Annotated in this window: 11 protein-coding genes; 4 read left to right on the top strand and 7 right to left on the bottom strand. The window is 60.7% G+C overall.

The genetic code is table 11. The features are described 5' to 3' along the window. Positions 1 to 25: 25 nt before the first annotated feature. Both guaD and puuD read right to left on the bottom strand, forming a co-directional pair. The gene (gene guaD, locus ACQZ60_RS11425; protein WP_035260080.1) at positions 26 to 1,336 is read right to left on the bottom strand and encodes a guanine deaminase; all 1,311 of its coding nucleotides are present in this window, start codon (positions 1,334 to 1,336) and stop codon (positions 26 to 28) included. After that, positions 1,333 to 2,595: a urate hydroxylase PuuD gene (gene puuD, locus ACQZ60_RS11420; protein WP_035260082.1), complete on the bottom strand. Its 1,263-nt coding sequence runs from the start codon at positions 2,593 to 2,595 to the stop codon at positions 1,333 to 1,335. The genes guaD and puuD overlap by 4 nt, the downstream gene beginning before the upstream one ends. A gap of 506 nt (positions 2,596 to 3,101) precedes the next feature. Between puuD and ACQZ60_RS11415 the strand changes: the two genes are divergently transcribed. Beyond that, positions 3,102 to 3,440 (top strand): hypothetical protein, encoded by a 339-nt coding sequence (locus ACQZ60_RS11415; RefSeq protein ID WP_162936601.1) that lies wholly within the window; start codon positions 3,102 to 3,104, stop codon positions 3,438 to 3,440. Here ACQZ60_RS11415 and ACQZ60_RS11410 read toward each other — a convergent pair. The 5 genes from ACQZ60_RS11410 to ACQZ60_RS11390 form a co-directional block, all read right to left on the bottom strand. Then, positions 3,416 to 4,345, bottom strand: coding sequence for a LysR substrate-binding domain-containing protein (locus tag ACQZ60_RS11410; protein ID WP_020810938.1), 930 nt, complete (start codon positions 4,343 to 4,345; stop codon positions 3,416 to 3,418). The genes ACQZ60_RS11415 and ACQZ60_RS11410 overlap by 25 nt on opposite strands. Positions 4,346 to 4,582: 237 nt before the next feature. Continuing rightward, positions 4,583 to 5,437: a xanthine dehydrogenase accessory protein XdhC gene (gene xdhC / locus ACQZ60_RS11405; RefSeq protein WP_448735256.1), complete on the bottom strand. Its 855-nt coding sequence runs from the start codon at positions 5,435 to 5,437 to the stop codon at positions 4,583 to 4,585. 193 nt (positions 5,438 to 5,630) lie between these two features. Then, a complete protein-coding gene (gene xdhB / locus ACQZ60_RS11400) occupies positions 5,631 to 7,970 on the bottom strand; it encodes a xanthine dehydrogenase molybdopterin binding subunit (protein ID WP_448735255.1) in 2,340 nt (779 codons plus the stop codon). 3 nt (positions 7,971 to 7,973) lie between these two features. Then, positions 7,974 to 9,443, bottom strand: coding sequence for a xanthine dehydrogenase small subunit (xdhA, locus tag ACQZ60_RS11395; protein WP_448735254.1), 1,470 nt, complete (start codon positions 9,441 to 9,443; stop codon positions 7,974 to 7,976). A 137-nt stretch (positions 9,444 to 9,580) separates the two neighbouring features. Further along, positions 9,581 to 10,357, bottom strand: a complete 777-nt coding sequence (locus ACQZ60_RS11390) for a 3-hydroxybutyrate dehydrogenase (protein ID WP_003510356.1) — start codon at positions 10,355 to 10,357, stop codon at positions 9,581 to 9,583. Positions 10,358 to 10,577: 220 nt separating this feature from the next. Here ACQZ60_RS11390 and ACQZ60_RS11385 point away from each other — a divergent pair, with 220 nt between their 5' ends. The 3 genes from ACQZ60_RS11385 (at position 10,578) to ACQZ60_RS11375 (ending at position 13,896) form a co-directional block, all read left to right on the top strand. Beyond that, positions 10,578 to 11,639: an LLM class flavin-dependent oxidoreductase gene (locus ACQZ60_RS11385; protein WP_003510358.1), complete on the top strand. Its 1,062-nt coding sequence runs from the start codon at positions 10,578 to 10,580 to the stop codon at positions 11,637 to 11,639. A gap of 53 nt (positions 11,640 to 11,692) precedes the next feature. After that, positions 11,693 to 12,445 carry a type I methionyl aminopeptidase gene (gene map, locus ACQZ60_RS11380; RefSeq protein WP_003510360.1) on the top strand — a complete coding sequence of 251 codons (753 nt, stop codon included), beginning with the start codon at positions 11,693 to 11,695 and terminating at the stop codon, positions 12,443 to 12,445. A gap of 260 nt (positions 12,446 to 12,705) precedes the next feature. Beyond that, a complete protein-coding gene (locus tag ACQZ60_RS11375) occupies positions 12,706 to 13,896 on the top strand; it encodes an MFS transporter (RefSeq protein WP_448735253.1) in 1,191 nt (396 codons plus the stop codon). Positions 13,897 to 13,909: the final 13 nt, after the last annotated feature.

Here is a 13,909-nt window from a genome sequence, read left to right as displayed (position 1 = left end):
GCTTTATGTTTCGGCCGCAGCCGAACTATGCAAGCGTGCTCTTCATCGCCCTGCCGGCCACATAGGTTTCCACCACCGTGCGGTCGTCGCCCATGGTCAGCATCAGGAAGAGTTCTTCCGTCAGGCTGTTCACCACTTCCATCTTCAGCGCCATGGCGGGGGTGGAGGAGGCGTTGAGCACGGTGATGTCCGCGTCCGTGCCGGCCTCCAGCGTGCCGATGCGGTCGACCATGGAAAGGGCCTCAGCATTGCCGCGGGTCATCAGATACCAGCTTTCCAGCGGGTTGAGGCGCTCGCCCAGCAATTGCTGGATCTTGTAGGCCTCGTCCATGGTGCGCAGCATGGAGTAGCTCGATCCGCCGCCGATATCGGTCGCAACCGCGATGCGCACCGGCTTTTCGCGCCGCTGCAGCTTTTTCATCGGGAAGAGGCCGGAGCCGATGAAGAGGTTCGAGGTGGGGCAATGCACGGCCACCGCGCCGGTTTCCGACAGCACGTCCGCCTCGCGCTCGGAGAGGTGGATGGCGTGGCCGAGCAGGGTTTTGTTGCCCATCAGTCCGTAACGCACATAGATATCGGTATAGTCGGTCGCTTCCGGGTAGAGTTCGCAGGTATATTTGATCTCGTCGAGATTTTCCGAGAGATGCGTCTGGATGAAGAGATCGGGAAATTCCTGCGCCAGCGCCTGTGCGGCTTCCATCTGCTTCGGGGTGGAGGTGATGGCGAAGCGCGGCGTGATGGCGACGTGGTTGCGGCCCTTGCCGTGCCAGTCGGCGATGACCTGGCGCGTCTCGTCATAGGAGGTTTCCGGCGTGTCCAGCAGGCCCTGCGGGGCGTTGCGGTCCATCATCACCTTGCCGCCCACCATCAGCATGTTGCGCTTCATGGCCTCAGTAAAAAAGGCGTCGGCGGAGGTCTTGTGCACGGAGCAATAGGCGGCGGCCGTGGTGGTGCCGTGGCGCAGAAGCTCGTCGTAGAAATGCGTGGCGATGCGCTGGGCATGGGCGGTTTCGACGAAACGGCATTCTTCCGGGAAAGTATAGGTGTTCAGCCATTCCAGCAGATTGGCGGCGTAGGAGCCAATGACCTGCATCTGCGGGAAATGCAGGTGCATGTCTATCAGGCCCGGCACGATGAGATGCGGCCGGTGATCCTTTTCCTCGACGTCTTCGGGGGCTTGCTTGCGGATATCGGCGTATTCGCCAATGGCGGCGATCTTGCCGTCTTCGATCAGCAGGCCTCCGTCTTCGATATAAAGGTAGCTTTGCGTATCGTCGATTGCGAGCGGCGCGCGGCGGAAGCTCAGCAGGCGGCCACGCAGCAGAACCATGCTCATTCGGTCTTTCCTTCGGCTTTTCCTGCCCCGGAAACCGCGCTTTCATACCAGGCGGTCAGCAGCTTGCGCTCATCCGGGGTGATGGCGGTGATGTTGCCGGGAGGCATGGCATGGCTGCGGCCGGCTTGCAAATAGATTTCGCGGGCATGGGCGGCGATCTGTTCGTCGGTTTCGAGCTTTACCGATTTCGGCGTGAAGGGCACACCTTCCCACACAGGTTCGGCCGCATGGCACATGGAACAGCGGCCCTGAACCACATCGCGCGCCTTGGCGAAATGGGCGTCGCTGACGAATTGCTGCTGCATGGGGGAGAGGGTGGCGGCCTTCTGCTCCTCCTCGCCGGTCAGCACCTTCGGCACGGTGGAAAGCCACATGATGACGATGAAGATGAGGGCGGTCAGCAGCCAGGTCCATGTGGGTTTTCCCTTGCGGGCATGGGTGGTGTTGAACCAGTGGCGGATGGTGACGCCCATCAGGAAGACGAGTGCCGCGATGATCCAGTTAAACTGCGTGGCAAAGGCCAGCGGATAATGGTTCGACAGCATGAAGAAGATGACGGGCAGCGTCAGGTAGTTGTTGTGCAGCGAGCGCTGCTTGGCGATGCGGCCATATTTCGGGTCCGGCGTGCGCCCGGCGATCAGGTCGGCGACGACGATCTTCTGGTTGGGGATGATGATGAAGAACACATTCGCCGACATGATGGTGGCGGTGAAGGCACCGAGATGCAGGAAGGCGGCACGGCCGGTGAAGACCTGCGTATAACCCCATGCCATCGCCACCAGCGCGACATAGAGCACGATCATCAGGCCCCAGGTATTGTTGCCGAGCGGCGATTTGCAGAGGAAATCGTAAAACAGCCAGCCGATGGCAAGCGAAGCGAGCGACAGACAGATGGCCTGAAACTGGGTGAGCGCCAGCACGGAATGGTCGATGAGGAAGAGATCGGCGCCGCCATAATAAACGATGCAGAGCATGGCGAAACCGGAAAGCCAGGTGACGTAACTTTCCCATTTGAACCATGTCAGGTGCTCGGGCATCTGGGCAGGCGCAACCAGATATTTCTGGATGTGGTAAAAGCCGCCGCCATGCACCTGCCATTCCTCGCCATAGGCTCCCGGCGGCAGATGCGGCCGTTTGACCAGCCCGAGATCGAGCGCGATGAAATAAAAGGATGAGCCGATCCAGGCGATGGCGGTGATGACGTGGAGCCAGCGGACGGCAAAGGCCATCCATTCCCACGCAATGGCATATTCGTACATGCGGTTCCCCTGATCCTTGTGCAGCGCACCTTGCGAGAAATTTGACCGTTAGGAAAGGGAAAAGCAGAGGTCGGGGCGCGATTGTTCACAATCTGACGCCGTTGTGTCCGCAATCTCAATTGAGTTCGCCCGTGCAGGTGGGTTGGCCCGGTAAAGTTGCAGCCGCTCATTCCTGTCGCATAGTTTGTGCTTAGCTGGCTAACGCGACTCAGCTATTATCCTTTGTGCAGTCTGCCGATGTGCTAAAATATAAGGCTGCGGAGTCCTGCGGGGCGCCTTGCCGGAAATCCATTCCGGTTTTACGCCGATGCGCAGGGCTTCCATGACATGTTTCGCTGGCGGTTCTTCCGAAAGCGGGCGCTGCGAACCCTGGGTGGGGGCAGATCAGGGGGCAGGTATCGCAGTTCCCGGCGCCGTTGTGTCCGGGTGGGTGTTGATGTGAAATTTGAATAAAGGGACGCAATGATCTTCCGGCAGCCGCCGTTGTTTCAACGGAGACCATGCCGATGCGCCTTGTTCTGACGGTCCTCTTCCTGCTTTTGGCGTTCAGCGCCACCGCGCTTGCCCATGAATCCCATAAGGGGTTCAAATATGAAAGCTATTGCTGCAATGGCGACGCCGAAACCGGCGACTGCCAGATGATTCCCACGCGCAGTGTTCGTGTCACGCCTGACGGTTACGAGGTCTCGCTCGCACCCGGCGATCACCGCATGGTCACCCGACGCCATGTCTTCAACTGGTCGCAGCGCGAGGCAAGACGATCCGAGGACGGCGAATATCATCTCTGCCTGTTTCCGGATGAGGACACGCCGCGCTGTTTTTATGCGCCGGACATGGGGTTTTGAGGCAGTTGCTGCGGCCGGCTTTCCTCGATCCGCTTCAATATCCAGTCGCGGAACAGCCTGATCTTGCGAATGTTCCTGCGGTTTTCGGGGTAGACCAGCCAATAGTTCTTGCCTTCGCTGCTAAGGTGCTCGAAGGGTTGATAAAGGCGGCCGAGCGCAATCTCATCGGCATAGAGTTCAGGGGTGAGCATGGCCACCCCCTGGCTGGCGATTGCTGCGGCGGCTTCGAAGGCCTGCACATTGAGGCGGCTGCGGGGATAACGGTCGAGGCCGGGATTTTCAACACCCACTTCCCGAAACCATTGGCTCCACCAGATATCGCCGGGATCGATGATGCGCAGGCGCAGCAGGTCTTCCGGTTTGTGCAATCCGCCGATGCTTTCGGCAAGGCCCGGATGCAGCATCGGCGTATAAACGCCGCGCAGCAATTGATGGTAGATCAGCCCTTTGCCATTATCTTTGCTCCAGCGAATGGCGACATCGCAGTCCGACTGGGAAAAATCGATCAAAGCGCTTGATGTGTCGAGCCGCACGGCAATCGAGGGATGTTCAAGCTGGAAAGCACCCAGATGCCGCGAAAGCCAGCGCGAGGCGAAGGTAGCGGTGGAATGGATTGTCAGGGTCGCGTCGGACGTGTCACGCACATTGTCGACGGCCTCCCGCAGATTGTTGAAGGCTTCCGCGACTTTCGGCGCAAGTTTCTGCCCGGCCTCGGTCAGCGAGACCTGCCGCGCCTTTCTGATGAAGAGCGGCTCGCCGATATTCTCCTCCAGCAGCTTCACCTGATAGCTGACCGCCGTCTGCGTCATGCCCAGCTCTTCGCCGGCCTTGGTGAAGCTCAGATGCCTTGCGGCAGCTTCGAACACCCGCAGGGCGTTCAGGGGAAACTGGCGGGACATTTTCATGGATAAGTTCTCTTTATGCCAATTGCCGAAGGTTTCATTGGTTTTTCTCCGAAAAACAGAGCATTTTTAGCTCAATTCATCAACTGAGCTTCTGACATTTTTGAATGGAGACGAACATGCGCACAGCACTCTTGCGCGCGTGGTCCCGCCTGCGTGCGGGTCTGCGGACAGCGGAACGGTTTACCCTTGAAAGCCTTGCACCGGACAATCTGGCGGATGAAAGCCTGCCGGACGGGCTCAGGCGTGATCTTGGCCTTGAGGATGGTCGTGTCGATTTTCGCTGCGACGGATTTCGGCAGCGGAAAATGCTTGCAACAACTCGGCTGCCACAAGGGCCGCTATGATCGCAGGCCGCTTGTCCCTGACGCTGTTGCCGCCGATGGGCAGGATGAGCTTTGCAAGGCGGGACATGGGCTCTCCCTCCCGCTCCAGCCAATGGGCGAAGGTGGCGCGTTTGGTCTTCGAGCCGATCATGCCGACATAGGCGAGATCGTCGCGGGCAAGCGCTTCCTTTGCGATGAGGAAATCGAGCGCGTGATCGTGGGTGACGATGATCGCTGCCCCGTTTGCCGGAATTTTCGCGACGAGCGCTTCCGGCATGGGGGTGAGTACGGATGCGACGTTCACTGGAAGATCGTGCAGCTCGTTTTCCCGCGTTTCCACCACTGTCAGCGTCAGGGGCAGCAGCGACAGCACCTCGGCCAGTGCCTTGCCGACATGGCCCGCCCCGAAAATGAAGACGGAGGGCTGTTGCTCGGCCTCGCCCTTCACTCTCGCTTCCAGCGCTGCCGCGATTTCCGCCGTTATCAGCCGGAACCGCAGCAGGGTGCGGCCGCCGCAGCACTGGCCGATTTCCGGGCCAAGCGGAATATCCATGCGGTCTTCGGTAGAACCGCTCCGCAGCATCGCCCGGGCGTGGTCTATGGCCATATATTCGAATTGCCCGCCGCCAATGGTTTCCCACAGGCCGTCTTGCGAGACCAGCATGAAGGTTCCGGCCTCGCGCGGGGAGGACCCTTTCACGGCCTCGATTTCTACGAGGATCGTGGCGGGGGAGCGGGTGAGGAAAGAGGGCAGGGAGGTGTCAGGCATTGGTGCTGGCCCCCTCATCCGGCCCTTCGGGCCACCTTCTCCCCGGCGGGGAGAAGAAAGTTCCCGCAAGCTCCGCACTACGACCGCAACACTTTTGAATTGCCGTGACGGCGCGGCAGATTTCTTCTCCCCGCCGGGGAGAAGGTGGCCCGAAGGGCCGGATGAGGGGGCTTGGCCGCATGGATACTCCCCCTCACACCTTCTTCAGCCGTTCCACCGCCATCAGAACCCGCTCGGGCGTTGCCGGTGCATCGAGGCGCGGGCAGACCTTGTAATCGGCGACGGAGGCGACCGCCATGGAGAGGGCTTCGAGAACCGAGATCGCCAGCATGAAGGGCGGTTCGCCCACGGCCTTGGAGCGGCCGATGGTGGGTTCGGCATTTTCCGCCCATTCCGCCAGCCTGACGTTGAAACTCTTCGGCCGGTCGGAGGCGAGCGGGATTTTGTAGGTGGAAGGCGCGTGGGTGCGCAGCCGCCCCTTGCCGTCCCACCACAATTCCTCGGTGGTCAGCCAGCCCATGCCCTGCACGAAGGCGCCCTCGATCTGGCCGATATCGATGGCCGGGTTCAGCGATTTGCCGACATCATGGAGGATATCGGTGCGTTCCATCAGGTATTCGCCGGTCAGCGTATCGATCGATACTTCCGAGCAGGCCGCGCCATAGGCGAAATAATAAAACGGCGTGCCCCGGCCGGCGGCGCGATCCCAGTGGATTTTCGGCGTCTTGTAAAAACCGGCGGCGGAAAGCTGCACGCGGGCGAAATAGGCCTTTTTGATGAAATCATTGAAGGCGATTTCCTCAAGGCCGATGCGCACCCGGTTCGGCAGGAAGACGACTTCTTCTTCGGGGACGTTCCAGTTCTCGGCGGCGAATTTGACGAGCCTTTCGCGGATCTGGCGGGCGGCGTCATAGGCGGCCATGCCGTTCAGGTCCGTACCGGAGGAGGCGGCGGTGGCCGAGGTGTTCGGCACCTTGCCGGTGGTCGTTGCGGTGATTTTCACCCGGCCGATATCCACCTGGAAGGCATCGGCCACCACCTGCGCCACCTTGGTGTAAAGGCCCTGGCCCATTTCGGTACCGCCATGGTTCAGGTGGATGGAGCCGTCATTATAGATATGCACCAGTGCACCCGCCTGATTGAAGGCGGTCATGGTGAAGGAGATGCCGAATTTGACGGGCGTGAGCGCGATGCCCTTGCGGATGATCGGGCTCGTTTTGTTGAACTCGATGATCGCCTCACGTCGCGCGCGGTAGTCGCTGGAGGTTTCCAGCTCCTCGACGATGCGGGCGATGATGTTGTCCTCGACCTCCTGATGATAGGGCGTCGTGGTGCGGCCCGAGCCGGTCTCGCCGTAGAAATTCAGCTTGCGGATATCGAGCGGGTCCTTGCCCACCGCATAGGCGATTTCCTCGATGAAACGTTCCGCGCCCAGCATGCCCTGCGGGCCACCGAAACCGCGAAAGGCGGTGTTGGAGACCGTGTGGGTTTTCAGCGGCCGCGAGGTGAGATGCACATGCGGGTAGAAATAGCTGGAATCCGCATGGAACAGGGCGCGATCCGTGACCGGACCGGAGAGATCGGAGGAAAAGCCGCAGCGGGCGGCATAGGTGGCGTCGACGGCGTGGATGCGGCCTTCCTCATCGAAACCCAGTTCGTAATCGACGCGGAAATCGTGGCGTTTGCCGGTGGCCGTCATGTCCTCGTCGCGGTCCGGGCGGATTTTCACGGCCCGGTTCAGCTTCTTGGCGGCGATGGCGCAGAGGGCGGCGAACTGGTTGCCCTGCGTTTCCTTGCCGCCGAAACCGCCGCCCATGCGGCGCACCTGCACCGTGACGGCATTGGACGGCACCTGAAGCATATGGCTGACGATATGCTGGATTTCGCTCGGATGCTGGGTGGAGCTCCACAGCGTTACCTCGTCATCCTCGCCCGGCACAGCCATGGCGATGTGGCTTTCGAGATAAAAATGCTCCTGTCCGCCGATCCGCATGGTGCCGGTGAGGCGGCGCGGTGCGACATCCATTTCGATCTTGGCATCGCCGCGCTTAAGCGTCATCGGATCGATGACCAGCGCGCCGCCATTTTCAATCGCCGTGTCGATATCGGTGAAATGCGGCAGGTCTTTATAGGTGATCTTCGCCTTGCGGGCCGCCTTTCTGGCGATATCGCGGGTTTCGGCAAAAACCGCGAAGATCGGCTGGCCGTGGAATTCCACCTTGGTTTCGGCAAGCAGCGGTTCGTCGTGACGGCCGCCGGAAGAAATGTCGTTTTCGCCGGGTACGTCCTTGCCAACCATGACCCAGAGCACGCCGGGTGTTTTTTCCACTTCCGAGAGGTCCATCGAGACGATTTCGGCATGTGCCCGGTCAGCAAGGCCGAGAGCGCCGTGGATCAGTCCGGCGGGTTCGGGAATATCGTCGATATATTCGGCGCTGCCGGTCACATGCTTATGGGCGGAATCATGCCTGAGCGAAGCGTGCATCGGGCCGTCGATTTCGGTCTTGGTCTTGTCGAAGCTTGTGGTGTCCATGGTTCAAGCCTCCTCCAGTGCAAAACGCATAAGTTCCTGCTTTTGCCCCGAAGTCTCGAGGAAAAACCGCGTCAGCAGGTTTTTAGCCGTCAGCTGCCTATATTCGGCAGTCGCGCGCCAGTCGGTCAGCGGGGTGAAATCCTCGTCCAGCACATCGCGCGCCGCATCGATCGTTTCTTGGCGCCAGGGCTTGCCGAGTAGGGCTGCCTCCAGATGCGCGGCGCGTTTCGGCGTGCCGGCCATGCCGCCGAAGGCGATGCAGATGTCTTCGACCGCGCCGTCGGCATCGAGCGTCAGGTTGAAGGCGCCGCAGAGCGCGGAAATATCCTCGTCGCGGCGCTTGGAAATCTTGTAGACGGCATAGAGGCTTTCCGGCTTCCGGAACGGAATGAAGAGCTTTTCGACGAATTCGCCGCTCAGCCGGTCCTGTTTGCCGTAATCGATGAAATAGCTTTCCAGCGGCAGGCTGCGGTTGCCGGAGGAGGATCGCAAGGTCAGCGTCGCCCCGAGCGCGATCAGCGCCGGCGGCGTATCGCCGATGGGGGAACCGTTGGCGATATTGCCGCCGATGGTGCCCATATTGCGCACCTGCTCGCCGCCGAGGCGGTCGAACAGCCGGGCAAGCGGCGGGAAGTGTTCCGCAATGGTCTTGAAGGCCTGACTGTAGGTGACGCCGGCGCCGAGTGTTATGCCGTCCTCATCCGCAGTGATGGTTTGCAAATCCCCGAGATTGTTAATGAAGATCACCGGGTTCAGCGCCCGCATCTGCTTCGTCACCCACAGGCCGACATCGGTGGAGCCAGCAACGATGGTCGCTTTCGGTTCAGCAGCGTAAATCTCGGTCAGTTCGGCCAGTGTCGCCGGAATGATGGTGCGGTCCTCGCCGTGGGTAACGGTGATCGTCTCATTGGCACGGATCGCCCAGAGCCTTGCCATGATATCGGTGCGGTCGCGTTGCAGCGGGTCGAAGAGGGCGCTCGGGCGGGCAGCGGCGATTTTTTCGGCGGCGCGCACGATCGGCTCATACCCCGTGCATCGACAGAGATTGCCTTGCAGCGCCTTTTCAATGTCGGCGCGGCCGGGGTTTTCACTGGAAAGCCAAAGGCCGTAAAGCGACATGATGAAGCCCGGCGTGCAGAAACCGCATTGCGAGCCGTGGAAATCCACCATCGCCTGCTGCACGGGGTGAAGCGTGCCGTCGCGGGCGGCCAGATGCTCAACGGTCACGATATGGGTGCCGTGCAGCGAGCCCAGAAAGCGGATGCAGGCGTTGACGCTTTCATAACGCAGAGAACCATCAAGCAGCCGCCCGACCAGCACCGTGCAGGCGCCGCAGTCGCCTTCCGCGCAGCCTTCCTTGGTCCCGGTCAACCGCTTGCTGAGGCGGAGGTAATCGAGAAGCGTGTCCGTCGGTCCGAAATCCTTCAACGAAACCGTTTCGTTGTTGAGGATGAAGCTGATCGCGTCCTTCATGCAATGCCCTGCTGTTTTGACCGGCTGCCGAGCCGGTTTCTTGTGATTATCTTGACGTATCTATGCACGCTCTTGCGCGCATATCGATTTCCGTTTTGGCAATTCATTGTCTCCATAACGGAAAGAAAATCTGGCAATTATTGCGCCGTCCAGCCGCCATCCACGGAAATGTGGGTGCCGGTGATATTGCTTGCGGCGTCGCTGGCCAGAAATATGGCGGCGGCGGCGACGTCATCGACGGTGACGAACTGCTTGGTCGCCTGCAGCTCCAGCATCACGTCGTTCTTCACCGCTTCTTCGCTGATGCCGCGCACCTTGGCCATCTCAGGTATCTGCTTTTCGACGAGCGGCGTGAGTACATAACCGGGACAGATGGCGTTGACGGTAACCCCGGTCTGGGCAAGCTCAAGCGCTGCCGTCTTCGTCAGGCCCATGATACCGTGTTTGGCCGCCACATAGGCCGATTTGAACGGTGAGGCGACGAGACCGTGGGCCGAGGAAATGTTGATGATGCGGCCCTTGCCGGCCTTCTTCATCAGCGGTATCGCGGCGCGCATGGTATGGAAGGAACTGGTCAGATTGATGGCGATGATCCAGTCCCATTTTTCCGTCGGAAACTCCTCGATGGGCGCGATATGCTGGATGCCGGCATTGTTGACGAGCACATCCACCGAGCCGAGTTTTTCGTGCGAGGACTGGATGAGGTCGGCGATCTCGTCCGGTTTCGTCATATCCGCGGGGTGGTAAAGCACACGCCCGCCGCTTTCGGCTTCCAGCAACAGCCGCAGTTTTTCGATCTCGTCTTCGTCGCCGAAGCCGTTCAGTACGATATTGGCGCCCTCCCGCGCAAATCTCTGCGCGATGGCAAGACCGATACCGCTTGTAGAGCCTGTCACGATAACTGTCCGATGCATGCTTTCCCCTTTTTGCATTACTTCGCACATGTTTAAGCAGCGTATGCCCAAAGGGGGCGGGCTGGCAATCGCGATTTCGGGTGAGGGTGACAGAGGGGTGAATCCGGCCACGCCCATCCATTTTTTCGAAGCTAAGCATCCAGATTTTGCGCCAGATTTTGCATTTGCCTGCGGGGGCGTCGGCCCCTATCTCTGAGGCAAGCAAACAGAGGTATTGTTTATGGAACTCGGTCTTTACACATTCGCGGATGTCAATCCCAACCCCGCCGATGGTCGCGGGCCGGAAGGCGCGCGCCGTCTCAAACATCTGCTGGAGGAAATCGAGCTTGCCGATCAGGTCGGGCTCGATGTTTTTGGCCTCGGGGAACATCACCGTCCGGATTATGTCGTGTCCTCGCCCTCAACTGTGCTGGCGGCAGCCGCCGTGAAGACGAAGAACATTCGCCTGACGAGCGCCGTTTCGGTGCTGAGTTCGGATGATCCGGTGCGGGTGTTCCAACAATTCTCAACCGTCGATCTCCTGTCGAACGGCCGGGCCGAGATTATGGCCGGGCGTGGTTCCTTCATCGAATCCTATCCGCTGTTCGGTTACGATCTCGAAGATTACGACGTGCTCTTCGCTGAAAAGCTCGATCTGCTCTTGGCGCTGCGCGAACAGGAAATCATCACCTGGTCCGGCACCAAGCACCCGGCCATCAATGGGCGTGGGGTTTATCCGCGTCCGTTGCAGGAGCGTCTGCCGGTGTGGATCGCCGTCGGCGGCACGCCGCAATCGGTGGCGCGGGCTGGCGCGATGGGCCTGCCGGTGGCGCTTGCCATCATCGGCGGTGAATATCGTCGCTTTGCGCCGCTGTTTGATCTTTACCATGAGGCTGCGCGCAGGGCGGGTCAGGAAAAGACCAAGCTGCGCACCAGCATCAACGTGCATGGTTTCATTGCCGACACCACCGACAAGGCGGCCGACCAGTTTTACGGCCCGCAGGCGGAGGTGATGAACCGCATCGGTCGCGAACGCGGCTGGGGGCCGACGAACCGTGCCCATTTCGATGCGGCGCGCGGACCGGAGGGCAATCTCTTCCTCGGCGAACCGGAGCTGGTGGCGGAAAAGATCATCAAGGCGCATGGCGTGTTCAGGAATGATCGCTTCCTGCTACAGATGGCCATCGGCCTGATGCCGCACGACCAGATCATGCGCGGCATCGAGCTTTATGGTACGAAAGTCGCCCCGATCGTCAGAAAAGAATTGACGGGGAGCGCCGATCCGGTGAAAGCCACGGCCTGATTATTACAAGGCGGGCGCTTTCAGACCCGCCAGACAGAACGACGGACAGAGACATGGTCATTTCCACCGAAGAAGAACTGGTTCTGCTGAAGGATATCGGTCGCCTTTGCGCCGTGGCCATGCAGACCATGGCGGACGCGCTGGAACCCGGCATCACCACGGCCGAGCTGGATGCTATCGGCCGCAAGGTGCTGGAGGATAATGGCGCGCAATCGGCGCCGGAGTTCTGCTACAAGTTCCCCGGGGCAACCTGCATCAGCGTCAACGAGGAAGTGGCCCACGGCATTCCGGGACCGCGTATCATCAAGGCGGGTGACCTCGTCAATATCGATGTCTCGGCCGTGAAGAACGGTTTCTTCGGCGATACCGGTTCGTCTTTTGCCGTGCCGCCGGTGAAGAAGGAAATCGAGCGCCTCTGCCGCGATGGCAAACGCGCCATGTGGACGGGTCTTCAGCAGGTGAAGACCGGCAGGCCGTTTGCCGATATCGGCAATGCCATCGGCGCTTTCGCGAAAAAGAACCGCTATACGCTGATCACCAATCTGGCGAGCCACGGCATCGGCCGCTCGCTGCATGAGGAGCCGAAGGAGCTGGCGACCTGGCCGGACAAGGACGAGCGCCGCATCATGCAGGAAGGCATGGTGTTCACCGTCGAGCCCTTCCTGTCGACGGGAGCTTATTGGGCCGAGGATGGCGATGACGATCCATGGACGCTCTATAGCGATCCGAGCGCGCCGACGGTGCAGTATGAACATACGGTCGTGGCGACCAAGAACGGGCCGCTGGTGCTGACGCTGGCCGAGTGAGGGTGTGGGCTGTCGGGTTTCCATCTCCTCATCCCTGTGCTTGTCACAGGGATCCAGCCAGCCCAAGTCCTTGGGCTGAAAAGAGCCCTCTCGTCGCGCCGACGCGCGTCGGCTGGATTCCTGTGACAAGCACGGGAGTGAGGGTTGGAGGGCGCGGCGCCGTATCCTTCACCTGAGGTCTCGCACCGATAACGACCGCTTATGACGCCGATCAAAATAACTCGCTTGTCCCTTATCTGCCCCGTTGCGATAAGCCATGCATGACCATCGACAAGCCACTTTCCGCCAAACATCTGACCGCACTCGGATTTTCCGGGGCGCTGATGATGGCCTCCGCCATGGGTTTCGGCCGTTTTTCCTTCACGCCCATCCTGCCCGGCATGATGGCGGATGTTCCGCTTTCGGCGGGGGATGCGGGGATCGTGGCTGCTGGCAACTTCGCCGGTTATCTGACGGGTGCGGTTCTGGCCGCCTATTCATGGGGGTCGGGGCGGGAGCGGCTGGTGGCCCTTTGCGGCCTCTTTTCCACCGCTGCGCTGCTTCTTGCCATGGCCGCTTTCAGTTCCGTCGCGGCCTTCACCGTCATCCGGTTTCTTGCCGGTGTCGCCAGTGCAATGACCATGATCTTCACCTCGCAGATCGTTATTGGCCACGCCATGAAGGCGGGCAGGGACACGATCCAGGCGCTGCATTATGGCGGCGTCGGCGCGGGTATCGCGATTTCTTCGCTTGCGGTCTATCTGATCGGCGTCGTTTTTGACGGCGGTGGTTCCTCGTGGAGAGAGGAATGGATTGCGGGCGCGGTCTTTTCCTTCGTCACATTTCTTCTCGTCTTTCGCGTGCTTCCCGCTGGCCCGCCGCGGCATGCATCCGCGGTGGCGGAGCCGCCGCTTCGCTGGACACGGCCGCTGGTTCTGACGACGCTCGCCTACGGGCTTTTCGGCTTCGGTTACGTCATCACCGCCACTTTCATCGTGGCGATAGCGCGCATGGCCGCCGCCGGTGCTTTCGTTGAGTTTCTCGCCTGGTTCATCACCGGTTGCGCCGCCGCCATTTCGCTTTTCCTCTGGAAACCGGTGCTGAAATCGCAGGGGCTGAAACGTGCTTTCGTGATCGTGCTGGCGCTGGAAGCCGTCGGCGTCTTCGCTTCGGTGATGCTGCCGCCCGTGCCGGGTGTTCTCGCCGGCGGCCTGCTTCTCGGGCTGACCTTCATGGTCATCACCGCCTATGGCCTGCAGCTCGGCCGGGAATTTGCCGGGCCGAGCCCGCGCCGCGCCTTTGCGCTGATGACGGCCGCTTTTGGCACGGGCCAGATTGTCGGGCCGCTTGCCGCTGGCTGGATTGCTGAGGTGACGGGAAGTTTTACCGCGCCCAGCATTCTCGCTTCCGCCGTGCTCGTCGTCAGCATTCTCCTGATGCTGCCGGTGCTCGCCACGGAGCGGCGGAGCTAGGCCGCGGGCCGTC

Source organism: Agrobacterium sp. 22-223-1 (assembly GCF_053522385.1).
This window is presented reverse-complemented; position numbering and strand designations above follow the sequence as displayed.